Source organism: Agrobacterium rosae (genome assembly GCF_002915175.1).
Taxonomy (GTDB): Bacteria; Pseudomonadota; Alphaproteobacteria; order Rhizobiales; family Rhizobiaceae; genus Agrobacterium; species Agrobacterium rosae.
This window is the reverse complement of sequence record NZ_NXEJ01000011.1, coordinates 16456-37793: the sequence shown is the minus strand read 5'-3', so window position 1 is coordinate 37793 and position 21338 is coordinate 16456. Positions and strand designations below refer to the sequence as shown.

Sequence of the window (21338 nt, the reverse complement as noted above, 5' to 3'; positions counted from 1 at the left end):
GATCATGGCCATATTTTCAAAACCGGGCCGAATTGCGGTTCTCGGCGGCGCGGGTGGTATCGGCCGTGCACTTGTCGATCATCTGCTGGGCGAAGGCCACGAGGTAATCGTGCTCGATCTGGCCGCATCGCTTGCGCGACACACGCTGCCCGTCACGTCGTTCGAAATCGACATTCTGTCCGAAGCCTCCATTGAAACGGCGTTCAAGGCGGTCGAAAACCATTGGGATACGATGGACGGCCTGGTCAATCTGGTGGGTTATAATAGCGACTTGCGCCCCATCTCGGAAACGACCACTGACTATTTCGACGAAATCCTCGAAGGCAACCTTCGCGGCGCTTTCATCTGCGCAAGACGATGCCTGCCGCTGATGGCGCAAGATAGTGCCATAGTCATGGTGTCATCCGGTTTGGCAACCCATGTTCGCGCAGGATACGGTGCCTATTCCATGGCGAAGGCGGGACTGATTGCCCTGACCAAAACCCTCGCCGTGGAAAACGCACCCCGCATTCGCGTCAATGCCGTGGCTCCGGGCCTGGTCGATACTGCGTTCCTGCGCGGCGGTACCGGCCGCTCGGAGGAGGACAAGGACGCGATCATCAATATGGAGGCCTATCGCAATGCCTTGCCCATGAAACGCCTTGCGGTTCCCAACGATGTCGTTGGGCCTATTGCCTTCCTTCTATCCGACGCAAGCCGCTACATGACAGGGCAGGTCCTGTGGATCAATGGCGGCGGCTTCATGCCCTGACGAGCGGATTTGTTTCGTTAGGCGTGCCGCTGGACTAACCCCGGCATTAGACGGTGGAAGTTGGTCGCCTGCTGAAACGCAATACCCAGTTGCAGACAAAGTGCATCCGCCTGTGGGCGTCCAACGATCTGGATACCGGTTGGCAGGCCGTTCCGGCCAAGGCCTGATGGCAACATGAGCGCAGGCAAGCCGGTGAGATCGAAGATCATGGTGTTGCGAGAAATCAGTGACTGGAAAGAGTGTGCCTGGCCATTCACATCTATGGTCAGGCTTTCGAGCAAACCCGCCTCTCCGCCCACACCGGGCGTCACGACAAGATCGACATCCGCCATGGCACTCACAAAACCGGTATGGGCTTGCGCACGGATTTGAAGCGCCTGCGCATAATCGACTGCCGTGAACGCAAGCCCGTTCTTCAACCGGTGCAGCAGCCCTGCATCGAAGAGTTCGGCACGGTCGAGCCGCGCTGAATGAAGGGCCGCAAGCTCACTTTGCAGGATGACCCAGCCAGCCTCGTGCCATGGCGCAATATCGATGGCGGGCAAAGGAACGAGCGTACAGCCGAGTGCATCAAATGTTTTGAGGGCAAGTTCCCAGTTGGCCAGCACCGCGTCATCCACCAGTTCGGTGAACCAATTTACCGGCACGCCGATTCGCAAGCCCTCAATGGCTGGAGCCGTTTCACCGTGCACAGTCACTGCAGCGTCGGTTTGTGCCGTCATGAATGGAAGAACGCGGGCGATGTCTCTGGCAGAGAGCGCCATGGGGCCGACATGATCGAGCGTCCATGATAGCGGTGCGACGCCGGAGCGCGAAACACGCTCGCGGCTGGGCTTCAGCCCTGTCGTGCCGCACCAGCAGGAGGGAACGCGGATGGAGCCACCCGTGTCCGTTCCAAGTGCGAGCGGCATCAGCCGGGCTGCAAGGCCAGCACCTGAACCCGTGGAAGAACCGCCGGTCCAGCGATGTTTATCCCACGGATTGGTCACTGTGCCGAAGCGTGGATTGTGTGGCGAACCCGTCGCAAACTCTGTGGTCGCCGTCATGGCAAAGGGGATGGCACCGGCAGCGCGAAGACGCGCCACGACATCAGCATCAACTGGTGCCACCCGCTCGCCGGTGAAATGAGAGCCGGAGGTGACCACCGTACCCTCGACGTCGATAATATCCTTCACACCGAAGGGTATGCCTTCCAAAGGCCTTGCCGTGCCACTGCGCCAGCGTTCGTCACTATCGCGAGCCGCACTTTGCGCACCAGCAACCAAGCGAAGCACAGCTTCAGTCCCTGCCCCGCTTGATTGAATGACGCCGGTCAATTCGGTCAGGATATCCGAGGGTGAGACACGCCTGTCCGCATATGCAGAAAGGAGGTCATCGACACCGGCCTGCCGCCACGGCAGATCGCCGAAATCCGGCTCCACGGGAGCCAGTTTCAGCTCCAAACATCGCACAGCAGCACCGCCATACATGCGATCCACCAACCCCGGATCGACCAGGGTCAGCGGATCGAACATGTCATCGGCCCCAACGCGCGGTTTGACAACGGTCTTGGCTGGCAGAACCCGGTTCATTCTACTCAGCTGCGATTTGTGTCTGGTTGCGGGACGCCATCAAAGGCTGAATGCGCTCGCCGAATGTATCGAGGCCGACCAGAAAGTCGTCAAAGGTCAGCATGATGCCCTTCGTGCCGGGAACATTGCCGGCCTCGTCCAGCATACGCGCGACATTGGCGTAGGATCCGACCAAGGTTCCCATGTTGAAGTTGACCGCGCCCTCGGGCAGGTTGATGTGCTTGGCCGTGGAGTTGCTGTCGGCGGTTGCGTCCTTGCCACCCTGATCGGCCATCCACGCCAAGGCATCCACATCGGCACCGGCGCGATAGCTTTCCCACTTGGCCTTCGCCAGTTCGTCCGTCTCATCTGCAATCACCATGAACAGAACATAGGCCCCAACATCACGACCGGTCTTGGCAGCGGCCTCAAGCAGCTTGGCGTTGTTAGGCGCATAGGCTGTCGGCGTGTTGATGCCGGAGCCCATGACAAAGTTGTAGTCGGCATATTCGGCGGCGAATTCCATGCCGCGGGGGCTTTGGCCAGCGGCGACGATCTCGATCTTGTTTTGCGGCGTGGGCTTCATCATGCAATCCTTCATGGTGAAGTGTTTGCCGTCGAAGCTGCATTCGCCCTTTGCCCAGAGTTCTTTCATGATGTGGACATATTCGGTCGAATAATCATAGCGGTAACCGAAATAGTCATCCCCCGGCCACATGCCCATCTGGTCATATTCAGCCATCTGCCAGCCGGACACGATGTTGACGCCGAAACGACCCGGAGCAACGCTGTCGATTGTCGTCGCCATACGCGCAACGATGGCAGGTGGCAGCGTCAAAACCGCCGTTGAGGCGAACAGCTTGATGCGCTCCGTGACGGCAGCCAGACTTGCCATCAACGTGAAGCTTTCCAGATTGTAGTCCCAGAACTCCGCCTTGCCGCCGAAGCCGCGCAGCTTGATCATCGAAAGCGCAAATTCAAGGCCGTATTTCTCAGCTTTCTGGACGACCTGCTTGTTGAGTTCGAAACTGGGCATGTATTGCGGCGACGTTGTCGAGATCAGCCAGCCATTGTTTCCAATGGGAATGAAAACACCGATATCCATGTGATTCCCCTTTTTATCTTGTGGACATAACGGGCAGTATGTACGAACTAATGCAAAATTAATCCGGGCTGTCCAGTCAAAAATGACGCAGATTTAGGCGTGATTATTTTTTAATCTTTTGATGATTTCGGGCGCAGGAAATCGTGCCGCCGATTTCGTCAAAAGACAAATCATGAGGCAAAGGCCTGATAATCGGGCGATGAAAGATCGGGGCTTCAGCTCTCGGCGCGAAGCGTGGTGGTGAATGTGAAGCGCTCGGCTGGCAGGACCTGGAACGCATACTCCAACAGACGCCGCCCGGAACCGTAATAGCGGCGCGTGACGACAAGCGCCAGATCACCCGCCTTGACGCCCAGCTTCGCAGCCGTCACGTCATCAAGCATCATCGGCTTAATATCCTGCTGAATTTCCTGGATTTTTTCGCCGGTGAACTGCTCAATATAGTGAAAGATCGCACTGCGGGCGACGGTGATATCCTTAACCGCTGCGGCAAGTTTGGAATCGACATACACCTCGTTCCAGGAAAAGGCGCGGCTGCGATCACCGGAGTAGCGGATGCCAGCCATGTGAATGAACCTACGGCCCGGACGACACCCCAACTCGACAGCAAGCTTGCCCTGCGCCGAGATTTCCTCCTTGGTGTCGATGACGAATTCCGTCTCCGCAGCGATCTCAAACAGCTCGGAGCGGGAGTGCGCTATGAAGCGCTTTCGCTCGGGATCGAAGCCAGCCTCGACGCGTGTGCCAACGCCTTTGCGCGCGGAAAGCCGACCCTTGCTGCGCAGCGTGCCAATGGCCTGCCGCACGGTCTGGCGGCTGACGCCCAAAGCGATGGCAATCTCGTTCTCCGTCGGCAGCAAAGTTCCGACCGGATAATCGCCCTTGTTGATGCGGCTTTCCAGATGATGAGCAACCTGCAGATAAAGCGGTGCCGTTTCGAGCTCCGGCTTCCAATCAGTGCCTTTTTGGTCCAAGCCCATCCCCACCTGTTTCGGCGTGCATTGCCACCTTCTTATGGAGCACGTTTCAACTCTCTTTCAAACGGAAAGGCAAACAAAATCCGGGAGAGCTGCAAAGCAGGCCCATGCCGCTTGCGATACGATTTTAAATCAATTAGTACGTACATATACCAGTTGATAGATTCCAGGATACCGAGACGCATGTCGGACTTAGTCGCCGAAGAGGCCCCACCAGCACGCCATGCCTCTTCGCTTGTTCAGACGCTGGTGGCAGCCACCCTCATCCAGATCGTGGCAACCGCAAGCGTGCTAGCACTCACAGCTATTGCACCGACCGTTGCAGCAGATCTCGACATCGGCGCATACTGGATAGGCTACCAGATCAGCCTGATCTATGCGTCTGGCATGTTTTCCTCCGCTGTTGCTGGAACGCTCGTGCAACGCTTCGGGCCCATCCGCATCGAACAAGCTGCTCTTCTATGTTTTGTGATAGGCTTCGCCGGTATCGCGACTGCCAATATCGCACTGATCATTCTGGCATCGCTTCTCATCGGCATCGGTTACGGGCTGAACAATCCGGCATCGTCGGAGATGTTGAGCCGCGTGACGCCCCAGAACAGGCGCAACATCGTCTTTTCACTGAAACAGTCCGGCGTCCCCCTCGGTGGAATCCTGGCCAGTTTCGCCTTTCCATTTCTGTCGCGCTTTGTCGATTGGCATATTGCATTGCTCATCGGCGCGCTGGCCCCACTTTTGACAATGGGGCTTTTGGCAATGACCCATGCAGCGGAACCGAAAATCACAGCTCAGGTGCCATCCATTCTGCGGGGATTGATCAATGAGCAATCCACGATCTGGCGAAATCCGCGCCTTCGGGCTTTGAGCTGTCTTGGCTTTGCCTATTCGGCCATGCAATTGTCCGTCTCCGCCTTTGCCGTGGTCACGCTCGTGCATGATGCCGGCTGGTCGCTTCTCGCTGCCGGCTCCGTTGCCGCCGCCATGCAGCTTGCAGGCGCGCTGGGCCGTATCTTCTGGGGCGTCATCGCCGACCGGATCGGCGGCGGCTATATCACCCTGTCGCTTCTCGGACTGCTCGGCGGCCTGGGCTATATCCTGCTATATTGGCTGCCGTATTTGCCGACAGCGGCGCAGGTCGCGCTGTTCGTCGCCATGGGTGCCGTCACCATTGGCTGGAACGGGGTACTGCTCGCCGAAGTCGCTCACAATTCTCCCGAGGGACGGGTGGGCGCGACCACTGGGGGCGTGCTGGTCTACACCTTCATCGGCGTGATCGTTGGGCCATCCTCCTTTGCCGGTCTCTACGCACTGACCGGACATTATGGTGCCAGCTTCCTGATCTTCTCTTTGTTCGGCTTCGCGGGCATGATCATCGCTTGGCGAGCCCACGTCATCAGCCGTCACATATAGCCTCATATGTACCGACATAAGGGCTTGGCGTCCCGCCGCCGCACGGGGACGCAAGCGCTTGCGTGCCTATGGCAGGGGCGGCGACAATCGGCCACTGACCATAATTCAAGCTCTGCTGTGGCAGGGTTTTTAGCAATCGCCGCATAAATGTGCAGCGCAAAAAAATAGGCAAAAGTCGATTGACGATAGCTTGAATATGTACGTACATTACCTCAAGGCGGCTCCTTAGAGCCACTTCAAAAGAGACCCGGAGACACGGGATCACAGAGGGGAATGTTGATCATGCGCCTGCTTTTCGTCAGTTCATTTTTGGCCACCTGCGCTGTGCTGGCCGCTTCCAACACGGCCGCCGCAGATCCCATGGCAGACGCCAAGGCGATCATTGAACAACACCGCGCCATGCCGGTCTTCACACCCCCGGGCGAACCCTTCGACGCCAAGGCCTGCATGGCGGACAAGAAGGTCCTGTCGATTCCCATCTCCATGACCATCCCCTTCAATGTCGAATTGCAAAAGGCGATGTCGGAGGCGGCCAAGGAGGTTGGCTTCACCTACACGACCTGGGACAACCAACTGAAGATCGACCAGTGGGTGCAGGGCATTTCCCAGGCGATCACCCAGAAGTATTCTGCTCTCGATCTTGCCGGCGGCTTGAACCCGGAGGTTCTCGGTCCCCAACTGGGCGAAGCACGCGCTGCCGGACTGAAAGTTTCGACATCCCATTTCTACGACGTGACGCAGAAAACCGTCGATAGCGTCGATTACTCCGGCAAGGTAGACTTTACCGGCGCTGGAAAACTGCTCGCGGCCTGGGCCTATGTCCAGACAGAAGGAAAGCCCAACGTTCTAGTCATCGGCTCGTCCGACGTTTTGCCCTCAATCCCCTTCGTCAAATCCATTCAGGACGAACTGGCCGCCCTGTGCGCAGACTGCAAGGTGAAGCACCTCGACGTTCCGGTGTCGGAATGGGCCACGAAAATCCAGTCCGGTACGCAGTCCGCGCTGCTTGCAGACCCATCGATCAACTACATCCTGCCGATCTACGACTCCATGTCGCAGTTCGTCATTCCGGCCATGCGCATAACCGGATCGGAAGGCAGCGTCAAAGTTGCTTCCTTCAACGGCACACCCTTTGTTCTGGACATGGTGCGGACAGGCCAGGTGCAGATGGATATTGGTGAGAGCCTTGGCTGGGCCGGTTATGCGGCCATCGACAACATCATGCGCATGCTGTGTGGCAAGCCGGAAGTGGCGAAGCTGAACGTGCCGCTGCTGGTCTTCGATGAAAGCAATATCGCAACCGCCGGCACGCCTGCCAACTTCAATGACGGCTATGGCGATGCCCATCTCGATGGTTTCCGTAAGTTGTGGATGCTCAAGTAAGCCAGGGCTGAGAAAGCAGGAGCCGCATCATGACCGATAATGCCGTGCTCACCATGAAGAACATCCGCATGCGGTTCGGCAGCTATGATGCTCTCAAGGGCGTATCACTGTCGATCAGGCGCGGTGAAGTCTTCGGGCTTCTCGGCCAGAACGGGTCCGGCAAATCCACGATGATCAAGGTTCTGGCTGGCTTCCACCAGCCGGAACCCGGCAGCGAAATTGTGCTCTGGGGTCAGAAAATGACCTTGCCGCTCGATCCGATGGAGATCAAGAAGCGCGGCGTCGCCTTCGTTCACCAGCATCTCGGCCTCGTGCCGTCTCTGACCGTGCTAGAGAATATGCGGGTAACGGCCCTTGGGCAGAAAACGCCCTGGTTCGTCAACTGGCGACGGGAAGCGGCAGCAATTTCGAAGCTGTTTGCCGAATTTGACCTGTCGATAGACCCTTTCCGCAGTGTCGCCGACCTCCCACCGGTGGAACGGGCCTTCGTCGCCATCATCCGTGCCTTTGAAGACCTTCGGGCATCGGATGCGGGTTACGGCGGTGAAGGCATACTGGTTCTGGATGAACCGACGCCGTTTCTGCCCGCAGCCGATGTCCAGCGCCTGTTTGCTCTCATCCGCTCCATCGTGAAGACCGGCGCATCCGTCGTCATCGTGACCCATGACATAGACGAGGTGCGTGACATTACCGACCGCGTGGCCGTGCTGCGGGATGGCGAGCTTGTGGATATTCTCGACACGCGCAGCTCCGCGCGCCAGTCCATCCTCGATACGATCGTTGGGTCAAGGATCGATGCCTTCGAGAAAACGCGGATGGCAAGCAGCGGAGTGCCTGCGGCAGTCAGCGTCCGCGGTCTGTCGCATGGCGGCGCTGCACCCTTCGATTTCGACATCCGCGAGGGTGAAACGCTGGGGGTAACCGGCCTCATCGGCTCGGGTTTCGCCGCCCTTCCCTATTTGCTTTACGGCGCAAAACGCGGCACCGGTGAAATTTCGCTGGGAGGAAAAACCGTCAGGATCGATGCGATGACACCATTTGCCGCTCAGCAGATGGGCATCGCCTTCCTGCCCGGCGACCGGCTGGGCGCAGCCGGTGTGGGTTCGCTTTCGGTCACCGACAACATAACGTTTCCCGTGCTGGACACCTTGCTGAAACCCTATGGGCTCGACCGGCCGGGCATGACCCGCGAGGCGGCCCGTCTCGCACAGATCCATGACGTCCGGCCGGACAATCCGCACCTGCCGCTCGGCACGCTTTCCGGCGGCAACCAGCAGAAGGTTCTTCTGGCAAAATGGCTGCAGATCAAACCGAAACTGTTGATGCTGGACGAGCCGACACAGGGTGTCGATTTCGGTGCACGCCAGCAGATTTTCAAGGCGCTGGACCGGGCGGCGGCCGATGGCACGGCCATTCTCTGTGCCTCGACCGACAATGAGCAGCTTGAACAGATCTGCGACCGGATCATCGTCTTTTCACGCGGTCGCCCGGTGATCGAACTCAAAGGATCGGATATCAGCCGCAAGGCGATAACCGAAGCCTGTTTCCATAGCCACGACGCGGAGGCCGCAGAATGACGACGCTTGATATGCCGACGACCAAAGCTCTTGCCGCGCCCAAAAGCCGTTTTACGCTCAAGACCGAGGGCGAGCGCTTTGCCCTGGTTGGCGCGTGGCTGCTGCTGATCGTCATCTTCGGCGCACTGATGCCGGATTCCTTTTTGAGCTGGCGCAGTTTCTCCACCCTGTTCGGTTCGCAGGCCATTCTCGTTGTGCTGACGCTGGCCATCATCATTCCGCTCACCTCCGGTGATTTCGACCTTTCGGGTGCTTCTACACTGACGATGAGCTGCATGTTGATCGCCGTTCTCAATGTGAAACTGGGCTGGCCAATCGTCCCTGTGATCCTCATCGCTCTTGTGAGCGGCATCGTCATCGGCGCAGTCAACGCCTTCTTCGTGCTTTATTTCCGCATCCATTCGCTGATCGTAACGCTGGGCGTCGGCACCTTCGTCAACGGGCTGATCCTGTGGGTCAGCAGTTCCCAAACCATATCCGGCGTGTCCATGGGTCTGGTGGAATGGGTGATCATCAACCGGCTGTTCGGCATTCCACTGGCCTTTTTCTACGCCATGATCCTGGCTGCCATTCTGTGGTATGCGCTTGAATTCACCATTGCAGGACGCAAGCTGCTTTTCGTCGGTCGCGGGCGTGAAGTCTCCCGACTGAACGGTATCAATGTGGACCGTGTGCGCGCCACATCCTTCATTCTCTCCGGTCTGATCTCGGCCTTTGCCGGCATGCTCTACGCCGGAATGACTGGCTCGGCCGACCCGCTTTCAGGTCTCAATCTGCTCCTTCCCGCCTTCGCCGCAGCCTTTCTCGGTGCAACAACGATCTCACCGGGCCGGTTCAATGCCTTCGGTGCCGTCATCGCAGTCTATTTCCTGGTCACCGGCATCACAGGCCTCACCATGCTGGGCGCGGATGCCTATGTGCAAAATCTGTTTTACGGGGGAGCACTGGTCATCGCCGTGTCGCTGAGCCAACTCGTGCGCAACCGCCAACCACAGGATTTCAGCTGATGGACGAAAAGCAGATCATGGCGGCACTGGCGCAAGCCTATTGGGGCCGCCCGGCCGTCGAACCGGAGCTTGTGGCGATGACGGGAGAACTCGCACGAGACAGCGCAACAATCGCCCCTCCACGGCATGGCCAAGACGCGACGCTTTTCGACGTCGAGCCGGCGCATTACGACGCGTTGATGCTAACGGAGGCCAAGCGATGAGCGCAGATCATCCCACCTCGTTGAAACAGGCGGCAGAGGCGATCCGCACCGGAAAGATAAGTGCTGTCGAGATGACGGAAGTGGCCATTGCCCGTGCCAGATCAAGTCACGTACGCCTGAATGCTTTCATTGACATCGAGGAAGGCCCCGCCCTTGAAGCTGCAAAAGCCGCAGACGCCGTTTTGGCATCCGGACACACTGTCGGTCCACTGCACGGCGTGCCGCTGGCCCACAAGGATATGTATGATCGCACAGGCCTTGTGACCGGCTGCGGCTCGAAAATCCGGGCTGGCCATATCGCCCCTACCACCGCAACTGTGATGCAGCGCTTGCAGACCGCCGGTTCGCTCTCCATCGGGCGATTGAATATGAGCGAATTCGCGATGGGACCGACCGGACACAATTTTCACCACGGTCGGGCGCTGAACCCTATCGATGCAGCCCGGATCACCGGCGGCTCATCATCTGGCTCCGGCTCTGCCGTCGGCGGCGGCGTGGTGCTGGCGGCCCTTGGTTCCGACACCGGTGGGTCCATCCGGTTGCCAGCAGCCTGCTGCGGTGTGGTGGGCATCAAACCGACGCAGGGGCGTGTCAGCCGGTATGGTGCCATGCCGCTGTCATTCTCGCAGGATTGCGTCGGACCGCTGGCGCGCTCGGTCGAGGATGCCTATCTGATGTTGGAGTTGATTTCAGGCCCGGACGGCCGCGACACGACCTGCGTGGATGTCGCAAATCCCGCAGCGCTGGTTGAGGATTTGTCATCGCTGCGCATCGGAATTGCTGGTGGCATGTTCGCCGAAGGTCTGGAAGATGACGTGGCAAAGGGCATAGGGGCGGTCGTCTCGGCCTTGTCTTCTGACGTTGCCACGATTACCCAAGCGTCCATTCCAGACCTTTCATCTATGGCAGACCTCGCCAATGCCGTTGCCATGACGGAGGCGGGTGCCGTGCACTTCGACTGGATGCGCCAAAGGCCGGAGGATTACGGACCGCAAATCCGCATGCGCTTGTCACAGTCTCTCGCCATTCCGGGACCAATTTATCTTCGCGCTTTGCAGCTGCGGTCCGTGATGCTCCAGGAATTTCTGGGCACAGCCTTTGCATCTGCCGATGTGCTGATTGCCCCCACCATGCCGTTCGTTCCTCCATTATCTGCTGATGTGGATGTCGGCACCAGTCCGGAGATGAACAGGGTGGTGAGCGCGATGACGTCGTTCACACGTCCCTTCAGTTATCTGGGATTGCCGGTGGTGACGGTTCCGGTCTCCGTGTCCGGTGAAGGTTTGCCAATCGCTCTCCAGATCGTCGCCCGTCCGTGGCGGGAAGATCTGGCCGGCAGCGTTGGTTTGCGTCTGGAAAGGGCGCTGGCCCTACCTGCTTTTACCGACATATCCCCCATCAGATCAGCGGCATGAACGTCGTAAACACCACGCCGTAGAGGCCGGAAAGGAATGTCCCGATGAACACCATGCCAAATCTCGTCGCACCAATCGGTGCCGTTGCCGATGTCGATCAACAGGCTTTTCGTGATGCCATGGCGAAGATGGGCGCTGCCGTCAACATCATCACAACGGATGGGCCAGCCGGAAAGGCAGGCTTCGCAGCAACGGCTGTCTGCAGCGTGACCGACAGCCCTGCAACGCTTCTCGTGTGCCTGAACCGTGCGGCGTCTGTATTTAATGCTGTGATGGAAAACAAAGCGATTTGCGTCAATGTGTTGACCGCAGACCATGAAAAACTGTCGTCGCTGTTTGGCGGCAAGACATCAGTCGAAGAGCGCTTCGCTGCTGCCAACTGGCACTACGGAGCAACCGGTGCCCCCGTGCTCGATGACGCTATGGTGTCGTTCGAATGCGCAATTACCGACATGCAGGATGTCGGCACTCATCGTGTTCTGTTCTGCTCAGTGAAGGCTATCCGCGAAAACGAAACCGCAAAGGCACTGGTGTATTACAAGCGCGCCTATCACCATGTTGGCGCATGATGATTGTGAATATCCATATGGCACTCAATATGAGTTCCGGTATTGCGCTATACTAATTCAACACCAGAAACCGATCCCGGAACGCTTCCAGCGTCAGGGGTCGTCCAAAGTGATAGCCTTGAAACGTTGTGCAGCCGCATTCGAGCATAAACTGAAACTGCTCGTCTGTTTCGATACCTTCGGCCAGGATTTCAAGGCCCAGGTCATGTCCCATCTGGGCTATGCTGCGCACCAGAAGCGCTCCGCGTTCCGTCGTGATGGCCCGCACGAAACTGCGATCGATTTTCAGTTGCTGGAGAGGAAGCTGCCGCAGGTAGCTCAAAGACGAGTATCCCGTTCCGAAATCATCAAGGGCGATGCCTATCCCTCTGCGCTGTAGAGCTTTCATCTTATTCACCAGCACATCGACATCAGTGACAAACATCGTCTCCGTCAGTTCCAACTGAAGCAAGCGTGGGTCGACGGACGAGGACTCCAAAGCCGATGTCACGTGCTCAAAAAAATTCTCGTCCAGGAACTGATCAGGACTGACGTTGATGGAAAGAACCAGATTTTGAGTGGCAGCGTCCTGACGCCAGGCTGAAAGCGTTTCGACAGCAGTTTTCAAAACCCAACCACCTAGCTCAGGCATCAGGCCTGCACGTTCGGCTACGGGTATGAAATTATCCGGTGCTACATAGCCCAGACGTGGATGCTTCCACCGCAGCAAGGCTTCCGCACCAATCAGACGGCCCGTGCCGTCGACTTGCGGCTGGAAGAAGAGTTCGAATTGCTCTTTGGCTATGGCCGAGCGAAGCTCTCGTGCGAGCATACTATCAGGACCGAGCTTACGCTGGATAAGCAACACCCCACCACACAGAAGAGATGTCACGACGGCCGCGTGGGTCCACGCGGTGATCGTGCGAACATCATCCGTCAACGGCGTCGCAAAGCTGAATGCCATAGGGGTGGCAGAGAAAAGGACGAAACAGGCGACGGCGACGAGGATAATGGCCAGTTGAAACCGATTAGGAGCAAGCTGGTGATTGACGAAACCTGCCAAAGCAATGATCAGCAGATAAAGATGTGAGACCCTTGGGACGGCATTATCATGGACGTCAAAAACCAGCGAAAAACATATGATAAAGCCAATGCACGCAACCTGTGCCAACAGCATACCTTGTGGAATATTCCCGCGCCTTGCAATCAACCATCCGGCAGATATCGCCACAAACAAAAGTGTGCTGATGCAGAGCAGCGCCCAATTTTGCATTAATGCAAATACGAGCAACCATGTGCCACTGACAAGAACGCCGACGGGAAGAGCGACACGACAGATAAACTGAAGATGCTGAAAACGCAACTCCTGCGTGTTGTAACTATTCGTGCCGGAAAATCTGTCCAAAAAACCGAACCCGCCAATGACGAAAGACACGCACAAATCAATGCGGTCGAACGACTTAATTATCCTACAATTATTTTCGCTTATATAATTCGATTGACAACAAAAGCATAAATTTTCTGCGAGTATTTTAACGCTGCCTCATCGGATTACCCGGCATGGCAATTTCGGCAACGCGACAGCAAGCACTTGAAATAGCTAAGTATTTATCGAAGTGACGACTTTCAATTTTGGAGGCCTGCTACGGCGGCTGACGAACTGAAGCAGCGCTTTTCAGCAACCTAGGAATGGTGTCCACGAGATGCACCAATCCAGCCTCCTGATTCAAATTTCATCAACAAAATCAATTATTTCTGATTTCGAGTCAACAGCCAAATTGTAGCAGTCGTCATTTTTTCTTGTAGCACCGAGCAAGTGCTGAAAGACCCCTCGCCCACGTCAAACCCAGCGCGATTCCAGAAATCCGGGTTCTTCTAAATACCTCCTGAAAATACAATCAGGAGAATAGTTTATGAATACTGAAATCAATTATAGCCGATCCGCTCTTGGATTTAGCAACAGCACCAACAGCGACAATAAAAGCCTTTACTACTGCTATCGCAACATCCTCCAGCGGTGCAACAACCCAAACCATCCGCGCTATCACGACTATGGTGGTCGCGGCATCAAATGCTCATTCGCCACCTTCATTGAGTTCTATGAAGAGCTTGGGTTGCGCCCTTCGCCAGATCATTCGGTTGATCGCATCGACAATGATCTTGGCTATGTGCCGGGAAACCTTCGTTGGGCAACGCCGCTTGAACAGGCGCAAAATCGTCGTCCACACAAAAACTACAGAACGCTTCACTAACCCCTAAAAAGCAGGGGGTGTTTTCGGTTCGTCTACATATTGGATGAACAAGACATCCCCAAAAGCTCTCCAGATCATCAAGGCATCTGAAGGCTGTAAACTCAAAGCGTATCTCTGCCCTGCCAACGTTCCGACAATCGGATACGGGCATACTAAGACAGTCACCATGGCTGATGTGAAGAGCGGCAAGACAATTACCCAAAACGAAGCTGACAGGCTCCTATCGACCGATCTCGCTGAATTCGAGAAAGGCGTGGCTACGCTGGTGAAGGTGCCGATCACTGACGATCAGTTTGGCGCGCTGGTGTCTTTCGCGTTCAATCTTGGGCTTGGCGCATTCGCTGGCTCTACCCTTCTCAAGCGCATCAATGGAAAAGCCTCAATGGCTGAGATCGGGAAGTCGTGGCTGCAATGGGACAAGGCAAGGGTGAAAGGCATTCTGAAGCCGTTGCGCGGTTTGACCATTCGTCGCCAAGCCGAGCTTGATCTATTCAGATTAGCGTAGGTAAGCCGCTCAGTAAGATTACACGCCTTTGATCGCGACGATTTTTGACTTGATGCCGCTTTGGACAACAACGACCTTACGAGGGACCGGCTTACCATAAATCTGAGCATCGAGCGCTTTTGTGAGAAGCGTGAGAACAGCATCGTCGGTCGCTTTGTATGGTGACGAGTATTCGAACCCTGTCTGATCAATATCAGAAAACTTGTCGTAGGTTAGATGGAAAAAATAGGTCGTCTTCACATTCGCTCTCCAAGTCCCGACCTAATCTCACGAACAGGTAAATGTTCCCATAAAAGAGGAATTTCTAATATTCCGATGGTACGGTAGCGTACAGAAGTGAGTACTAGACTACCACATAGAGTTTTTGTAATCGTATCTATATGGCAGATATTTTTGACCGCGTCGAAGACGCTCTCGCAAATAAGGTTGAGTTGTATCGGTCGGGCGAACTTTGGGATGTTCGCATAACGGAAGAAGGCTTGCTGACCCTATTTTCGTTTCCAGAAATGGATATCGCTGTGGACCATGCCGAAGCAGAGCGGAAGCGTCTTGGTCTTTCCGAGATTACCTTCCTGTAAAGATAATCACCCATCAGCAAATCGGATTCGACCTGTTTAAAGGTTTCTGATCGCCATAACCGTGCGGCTTTCGCCACCTTTCACGATGGCAATTTGATCAGGAAAGCGTTCGCCCGGAATGTCATCGTTCAAGCCAACGAGAATGGACGCGATGGTTCGCTCGTGAACTGCCTGTTTAGCAGACGAGAACGTCCTTCCGCTGGCATCCAAAACGAAGTGGCTATTGTAGCCAAGGTGATAGTAAAATGTTTGCACTGGTACACGTCTCGATCAAATTGCTTTCGCGCATAATGGTCGAGAATCCGGAAGGTTCCGGATCAACTGGCATTTTATTAAAATAAGTCTTTTTCTGGCTAAATCGTTAATTTTTAACGAGAAAACGTTAACCTTTCAACGCTTCAGAAGCGCGGTTCATCGCATGGACATTAAAATCCTGCTCTAAAACGCAATTGCCAATTGGCTGTTGATGCTATTGCAGAGTTGCCATTAGACTTATCAATGATCGCAATTCCGCCTGCTGCGATTTTCCAATTGATTGTAGTTGCGTTTGCCCAAAGCAAGATGCCAAAGGTGCCTGTGTTTGTCCAAGGCTGCATCGCGGATGCTTGGTCAAAAGTTTCACCAACAGACCAACCGTTCGAAGCGGTAGTGCAGACCATTTCACAAATGTACCAATTTGGCTTTCTTCCCAATCCATGGGTTACAGAACCTAGCCCCTGTGCCGTATATGTTTGGTTTCCGCTTTGAAAAGCGTTTGAACTGGCAGTTAAATCAGCTTTCGTTGCGTAGTCAGATGCGGCAAGACCACCCAATTGTGCAGAGTTCATAACCGAAAGGTTTGCAGGCTGGTAGACGTACATATTCTTACCATCTACGCCACCCCATAGCCAACTTGGTTGCCCCGGTTGACCATTCCAATTGAACACCATTCGCTGCGCATTGACGTTGCCTGCGTCGTAAACCGAAGCAGCCGAACCAAGCACGCTGATATTATGATTGGCACCGTTTGGAAGAACGTATTCGACACCGTCGCGATAGGTGCCGCCCTTGGTATTCCAGCGTCCAGCACGGAAGTCATAGTAACCTTGGACAGTGTTGTCGTAGGTAGCCATACCCATACCCCACCAACCCTTCATTACGGTGTTGTATGTCGTATACGATGCACCGTCACCAGTACCTTGTTTGAACGAAGTTTCGCTAACAGAAGGCAGGTTCAACGTGCCAGTGAACGTAGGGCTTGCGAGGTTCGCTTTACGATTAAGCGCTTCGCCAAGGTTAGAGCCTTGGCTTGCCATACCACCAGTGAAAAGGATGTTCCCGTCACCACCGAGGAATGAGCCTGATGTGCCGACATACAATTGACCTTTCACATTTACGTTCTGGTCAGCGTTGATCGCGCCCGAAACAGACAGCGATCCTGAAAGGACCGTGTTTCCAGACAGCTTGGAATCCTGCTTCATGTCAGTCAGCAATTCGAATGCCGTGCCGTTGTAGACGACTTCGACCATCTTGCCAGAAGCGATCTGACCAGCTGTAAGAGCCGATCCATCAATTGGAGAAACGATAGCCTTTGCGCCAAGCGTATTGATGTTCAGCGTTGCCGCGCCAGTATTGGAGATATGCGACCAAAACCGATAAATGATGCCTTTCGAATAGCCTGATGGTGCCGCCTGAAACGTCAACACATAAGCTGCGCCCGTGCCTGTCGATGTGTAGATCGCATTGGACTGGTTATAGAAGCGCTTCAGCGAACCACGAATGGCGCGAACGACTGGAGCCACCTGAGATGGACTGTAGCCACCCTGTACACCGTTTGGTGATGGGCTGGTGTTGTCAGCGTCGAGTTCTTTCCAATCCGTGGAAATGAGGTCTGTCATGAGCTTATCGCCCTCTTATTATTGTGTTGATTTATATAGGGATTATTCGCTTTCGTCGTAGCCGAGATCGCGAAAATAGTCGTTGATTGCAGATGCGAGCGCCTGATCAGATGTCCGTTTGCGGATGCCTAAAAGCTTCTGCATATGCCCGGTCATTCCGCCCTTCTGCATCTCTGCTTTCGGCACTCCGGCAATCCATGCGACTGTCTCAGGGTCCGTCAGAAGCTTCATACGGCTGCTATTGAAGCCTTTGCCGACAACAGCTTTGGTTGCCCCCTTTGCCGCACCAATAGCAAGCGCAGTAATAGGCTCAGCACCCGCCGCCATACCGAGAACAGAAGCCATCACGTTGTTCTTGTCCAACGGGTTCATGTTGTTGAGCATCTGCTGATGGGTTGCCGTGTTCGAATGGTTGGCACCACGACTGTAGTTTTTCATGTTGTCGGTGATGCGAGCAAGCCGATCCAAATCCTGTCGATATTGAGCATTCTTCGAACCCTTGAAAATGGCGTCCTTCGCTTCGGGCGACATCTTCTTCCACTTGTTCAAGAAGAGCGTCGAATTGAATTGATCGACGCCTTCTACATCGGTCGTCTTGCCAAGCTGTTCGATGGTCGAGGAAACGACATTATCCCAAGCATCCTTGCCGCCTTCGGACTTTTCGACCGTGCGTCTGATCTGTGCAATGCGGTTTCCGCCACGGTTTGTCGTCTCAGTTGCGAACTGCCAAATCTTATCAGTGTCCATTTTTGGATCGAGGATTTTGTCAGCAACAGAGCCTTTGCCAAAGCCTTTCACCGGGTCTTTCAAACGCTTGAACTGGTTGTTCGCCTTTCGCCATGCCTGAAGCCCTTCGCCATCACCAGATGCCAAGGCGGTCTTTTCCATGTCGGCAGTCAACGCACCATAAAGCCCGTCGAGATGACCTTTCAGAACCTTATCGTCTGTGTCGGCAGAACGTTGACCGATAATGGTGCGCGCCTTCTGTAGCTGGTCGAATGTCAAGCCGTTCTGCGCATCCTCAAGAAGTGCTGCGGTATCTTCCATAACACTATCGATCTGAGAACCGGCAGCGCGACGGTCAAACTTGCCCATGGCAGAACTGTCCGCTTTGAGCTTCTGCGCATATGCGAATGTATTGTCGATTGAAGCGGGAGATGTGATCTTTTCAGCGGCACGATCATAGAGTTGGTTGGAGCGCTTGTATCCAGCCGCTTTCGCTTCCTGTGCCTGCTGTTTCAGAAGCTCGCCAAGTTCAGCCTGCGTTTTCGGCGTCCCTGCATTCGAAACAATGCGGTCAAACTCGCCATCCATAGCTGTATGAGCGTCTGCGATGCGTCTGTTGATCTCGTCGCCATTTCGGAGAGAAGACAGTGCATGCTCAAGAGTGGATGTGCGTTTGTTTCCGTTGACCATGCCGGGAAGTGGCTCAGTCGCGCCAATAGCGTTCAGATCGGCAAGGCGTTTCTGTGCTTCAACAACATCGTCGGTTTCGCCAATGAGTTTGGATTTGAAGGCGTTCTTACCGGCTTTCCAGCCAGCACCAACGGCACGACCAGCGCCTTCACCGGCTGCACCAAGTGCGAATGTCTGCGCAGCATCGACAGCTTGTTCAGAGCCAGTTCGTGTATCTTCGTTTCCGAATAGCCAGTTCAAACCGCGCTGGACGCCTTCGCGACCAACAACGGAACCAGCACCGGCACCACCGATAGCGCCAGCAACAGTGCCCGCTGTCGTACCAACGGCAGGAACGGCAGAACCTGCAATGCCACCACCGGCACCACCATAAACACCGCCGATAGCACCGCCCATGATTTCACCGTACTCAGGCGCAATCGATGCGAAGTCACCGAGATTGGGAAGCCAGCTTTCACGATTGTATTGGCGAGTTCTGCCTTTTTCGTCGGTGAATATAAAGTTGTTTTCGCCATATGGCTTTGCGTCTGGATAATGCTTCTGGAGAGCTTTCAGCCGATCTTCTGGCTTATCGAGCGCACCAACTTCCATACGGACGTTCCATGGCGCATCGCTGGCGTCGTCAGAGATATCGCGTGGATCGGGACCAGCATTTTCGAAAATGTTTGTGCCGCCATCCTGTTCGATGATCTTGCGTTTCCATTCGGGAATAGAGCCGCCATCGCGTTCAATGATTTTCTTTTTCCAATCGTCCATATTAGCTGAAATAGCCTCCTAACCCGCTGAGTCCGCCTCTGCGTTTGCGCTGTTGTTCTGGCAACGATGAAAGAATGGAGATTTCAACGGGGCTTCCGCCACCAATCCTACCGCCCTGCGCTCGTGCTGTTGCCTGTATTTGGCTATTTAGCGCTTGGTCTTGTTCTGAAAGCGTTTTGGCGAAAGCGCCGATCTGCCCAAAACCCTTGGTCATCTTGTCGGTGTCCATTCCAAGAATGGTGTCGGGCACCTGAACATCTGAGTTGGTCAGCTTGTTGTACGCATCGATCAACACACCGTTGCGGCTTTTCGGCTCTTCCGGGGTTTGGGCAAGGGCTTGCGTTTCCGTTCCCGGAATTTGCTTTGGAACGGTTGCGGGATCGGCGGCAGCAATGACTTCAGAAATTACGTCTGGTTTGGCTTGGGAAGGAGCACCATTGTAAGCAGAAGTTAGCCAAGCAGGCGCATTGTCACCCTTGCCACCGGCTCCCCACACGCCGGGCTTGCCCATACCAACATGCATAGAGCCTGCTTGCATATAGCCGGGACCAGCACCGAAGCCGGTAATCCCGTTGGCTTTGCCCTGACTGACAATCTGTTCGAAGACAGGTCGATCCTGTTCATTTGCCCAATCAAGCTTGCGACCGTCTTTATAGAAAAACATGTCGCCAGCTTCGCCATGGTCATGTCGAGTTGAGCCAACACGAGCGCCACCTTCATCGATTCCAGGCTGTCCACCGGAAAACACTTCGGCAGTCACACCCAAATCTTCCAGATAGCCAAGACGTTTCAAGAGGGCGTCGGAAAGCTCGCGGTTACGAGTAGCCCCGGCATTGGAGTAGCGGATATAATTGACCATTAGCGCTTCCTCCGAACCATGTCTGGAGGATCATCAGAGAAGCGATAGGCAGCACCGGCAGGCACCTTCCCATAAGCATCTTCGCTATCAACGACGAGTGTTTGAGCGCCTTTACCATATGGATTTTCGGGAGCTTTGATGCCGCCAAAATAGGTCCGGTTGGTCTTGTTTTCTTCCGTGTCTGGATAGATACGGTCGATCTTCTCATTGTAGCGGTTAATCGTACCGTTCAGGGACTTCTCACGAATATCAAGCAGCTTTTCCAGCGTCACCTTATCGAGAGTGATATCACCGCCCGACACCTGCTGAACAAATCGCATGTCGCTATCGGAAATCTGAGCATTGCCGACAAGCTCACTCTTCATTCTCGCTGCCATTTCCATAGCCTGTGTGCGGAACGTTTCGGTGTCAGCAACCTTGCTGGAATCGCCACCTAGAGCGGCAATAGCTTTCTGACCCCACAAGACTTGGTTTGCAGCAAATCCGGTTGTCGCGTTGGCAAGAGAATGTTTCATCTGGTGGACCTGATTCAAAGCACCTTGGGCACCTGAAGCATTTTCACGCTCCTTGTCCAAAGCCTTCCACATGTCACCATCCTTCGGACCTGTATTGACCGAAATATTGGTGTCCTTCTTCTTCTCGGTCTCGTATTTGCGGAATTCAGGATTGTCTTTGCCGAACTGATAATCTTTCTGATCGGCTGTAATCTGCGCATTCTGCCCTTGAGCCGAACCAAGGCTTTCCGCCTTCTTCGTGTCAAAGAGGCTTTTCTGATAGCCATCAGCCAGACGGAAACCGTCTTCACTAACTACCATGCCATTATCCGCGCCGTGCTGTTGCAGCGCCTGAATTTGCCGTTGTGTCAGCCTTGCGCCTTCGTCGTCACCATTGGCAAGCTGCATCTCATGAAGAGCAAAAAGCGCCTCAATCGAATAGCCGTTTTCAGATGGAGAGCCATATTTTTCGATGAAAGCAGATGAACGAGTCTGCGCATTTTGTGCGTTTTGGAGCTTCACTTGGTTGACCTTGTTAGCCGTGCCTTTCGTATTTCGATCAGCAATACCGTCCATGTTGGCATTATATGCGCCAACGCCATTTCCAAGCCCTTGCCCAACAATGGACAGAAGATTGGTTGGTTTCTCCGAAGGACCGCCATTCGCCATCATAGC

Annotated in this window: 21 protein-coding genes; 11 read left to right on the top strand and 10 right to left on the bottom strand. The window is 55.0% G+C overall.

Features of this window, described 5'->3' with window-relative positions:
- Positions 1-4: 4 nt before the first annotated feature.
- Positions 5-751, top strand: coding sequence for an SDR family NAD(P)-dependent oxidoreductase (locus CPJ18_RS22280; protein WP_077106066.1), 747 nt, complete (start codon positions 5-7; stop codon positions 749-751).
- Positions 752-768: 17 nt separating this feature from the next.
- Here CPJ18_RS22280 and CPJ18_RS22275 read toward each other — a convergent pair whose 3' ends face one another.
- The 3 genes from CPJ18_RS22275 to CPJ18_RS22265 all read right to left on the bottom strand — a co-directional run bounded on the left by CPJ18_RS22275 (position 769) and on the right by CPJ18_RS22265 (position 4380).
- Positions 769-2322, bottom strand: a complete 1554-nt coding sequence (locus tag CPJ18_RS22275; RefSeq protein ID WP_077106065.1) for an amidase — start codon at positions 2320-2322, stop codon at positions 769-771.
- 1 nt (position 2323) lies between these two features.
- Entirely contained in the window at positions 2324-3406 is a 1083-nt protein-coding gene (gene rutA / locus CPJ18_RS22270) for a pyrimidine utilization protein A (protein WP_077106064.1), read from the bottom strand.
- A 215-nt stretch (positions 3407-3621) separates the two neighbouring features.
- Positions 3622-4380 carry a GntR family transcriptional regulator gene (locus CPJ18_RS22265; protein WP_159442509.1) on the bottom strand — a complete coding sequence of 253 codons (759 nt, stop codon included), beginning with the start codon at positions 4378-4380 and terminating at the stop codon, positions 3622-3624.
- Between the two features lie 186 nt (positions 4381-4566).
- Between CPJ18_RS22265 and CPJ18_RS22260 the strand changes: the two genes are divergently transcribed.
- The 7 genes from CPJ18_RS22260 to CPJ18_RS22230 all read left to right on the top strand — a co-directional run bounded on the left by CPJ18_RS22260 (position 4567) and on the right by CPJ18_RS22230 (position 11947).
- On the top strand, positions 4567-5793 hold the full coding sequence (locus tag CPJ18_RS22260) for an MFS transporter (RefSeq protein WP_077106062.1): 1227 nt from the start codon (positions 4567-4569) through the stop codon (positions 5791-5793).
- A gap of 282 nt (positions 5794-6075) precedes the next feature.
- Positions 6076-7176, top strand: a complete 1101-nt coding sequence (locus tag CPJ18_RS22255; protein WP_077106117.1) for a sugar ABC transporter substrate-binding protein — start codon at positions 6076-6078, stop codon at positions 7174-7176.
- A 29-nt stretch (positions 7177-7205) separates the two neighbouring features.
- Complete coding sequence (locus CPJ18_RS22250; RefSeq protein WP_083716554.1) at positions 7206-8753, top strand: sugar ABC transporter ATP-binding protein; 1548 nt, start codon at positions 7206-7208, stop codon at positions 8751-8753.
- Entirely contained in the window at positions 8750-9760 is a 1011-nt protein-coding gene (locus tag CPJ18_RS22245) for an ABC transporter permease (RefSeq protein ID WP_077106060.1), read from the top strand. Before CPJ18_RS22250 ends, CPJ18_RS22245 begins: the two co-directional genes overlap by 4 nt.
- On the top strand, positions 9760-9963 hold the full coding sequence (locus CPJ18_RS22240) for a hypothetical protein (RefSeq protein ID WP_077106059.1): 204 nt from the start codon (positions 9760-9762) through the stop codon (positions 9961-9963). The genes CPJ18_RS22245 and CPJ18_RS22240 overlap by 1 nt, the downstream gene beginning before the upstream one ends.
- On the top strand, positions 9960-11378 hold the full coding sequence (locus tag CPJ18_RS22235; RefSeq protein WP_103660070.1) for an amidase: 1419 nt from the start codon (positions 9960-9962) through the stop codon (positions 11376-11378). Before CPJ18_RS22240 ends, CPJ18_RS22235 begins: the two co-directional genes overlap by 4 nt.
- Before the next feature lie 44 nt (positions 11379-11422).
- Positions 11423-11947, top strand: coding sequence for a flavin reductase (locus tag CPJ18_RS22230; protein WP_083716552.1), 525 nt, complete (start codon positions 11423-11425; stop codon positions 11945-11947).
- 52 nt (positions 11948-11999) lie between these two features.
- On the opposite strand, the gene CPJ18_RS22225 is transcribed toward CPJ18_RS22230, so the two are convergent.
- Positions 12000-13097, bottom strand: a complete 1098-nt coding sequence (locus CPJ18_RS22225) for a putative bifunctional diguanylate cyclase/phosphodiesterase (protein WP_167397963.1) — start codon at positions 13095-13097, stop codon at positions 12000-12002.
- 742 nt (positions 13098-13839) lie between these two features.
- On the opposite strand from CPJ18_RS22225, the gene CPJ18_RS22220 reads away from it, so the two are divergent.
- Together CPJ18_RS22220 and CPJ18_RS22215 are read left to right on the top strand one after the other, a co-directional pair.
- Complete coding sequence (locus CPJ18_RS22220; protein ID WP_103660068.1) at positions 13840-14178, top strand: hypothetical protein; 339 nt, start codon at positions 13840-13842, stop codon at positions 14176-14178.
- A 43-nt stretch (positions 14179-14221) separates the two neighbouring features.
- Positions 14222-14683: a lysozyme gene (locus CPJ18_RS22215; protein ID WP_103660067.1), complete on the top strand. Its 462-nt coding sequence runs from the start codon at positions 14222-14224 to the stop codon at positions 14681-14683.
- A gap of 18 nt (positions 14684-14701) precedes the next feature.
- Here CPJ18_RS22215 and CPJ18_RS22210 read toward each other — a convergent pair whose 3' ends face one another.
- Positions 14702-14923, bottom strand: a complete 222-nt coding sequence (locus CPJ18_RS22210; RefSeq protein ID WP_103660066.1) for a hypothetical protein — start codon at positions 14921-14923, stop codon at positions 14702-14704.
- A gap of 140 nt (positions 14924-15063) precedes the next feature.
- Between CPJ18_RS22210 and CPJ18_RS22205 the strand changes: the two genes are divergently transcribed.
- Positions 15064-15261, top strand: a complete 198-nt coding sequence (locus tag CPJ18_RS22205) for a hypothetical protein (protein ID WP_103660065.1) — start codon at positions 15064-15066, stop codon at positions 15259-15261.
- A 36-nt stretch (positions 15262-15297) separates the two neighbouring features.
- Here the strand turns inward: CPJ18_RS22205 and CPJ18_RS22200 are convergent, their stop codons facing one another.
- From CPJ18_RS22200 to CPJ18_RS22180, 5 genes are all read right to left on the bottom strand, one after another.
- Positions 15298-15516, bottom strand: a complete 219-nt coding sequence (locus tag CPJ18_RS22200) for a hypothetical protein (protein WP_103660064.1) — start codon at positions 15514-15516, stop codon at positions 15298-15300.
- A 170-nt stretch (positions 15517-15686) separates the two neighbouring features.
- The gene (locus CPJ18_RS22195; protein WP_103660063.1) at positions 15687-17138 is read right to left on the bottom strand and encodes a hypothetical protein; all 1452 of its coding nucleotides are present in this window, start codon (positions 17136-17138) and stop codon (positions 15687-15689) included.
- A gap of 42 nt (positions 17139-17180) precedes the next feature.
- Positions 17181-19310 (bottom strand): hypothetical protein, encoded by a 2130-nt coding sequence (locus tag CPJ18_RS22190; protein WP_103660062.1) that lies wholly within the window; start codon positions 19308-19310, stop codon positions 17181-17183.
- Between the two features lies 1 nt (position 19311).
- Positions 19312-20070: a hypothetical protein gene (locus CPJ18_RS22185; protein ID WP_206780941.1), complete on the bottom strand. Its 759-nt coding sequence runs from the start codon at positions 20068-20070 to the stop codon at positions 19312-19314.
- 98 nt (positions 20071-20168) lie between these two features.
- Positions 20169-21335 carry a hypothetical protein gene (locus CPJ18_RS22180; RefSeq protein ID WP_146258709.1) on the bottom strand — a complete coding sequence of 389 codons (1167 nt, stop codon included), beginning with the start codon at positions 21333-21335 and terminating at the stop codon, positions 20169-20171.
- Positions 21336-21338 lie beyond the last annotated feature (3 nt).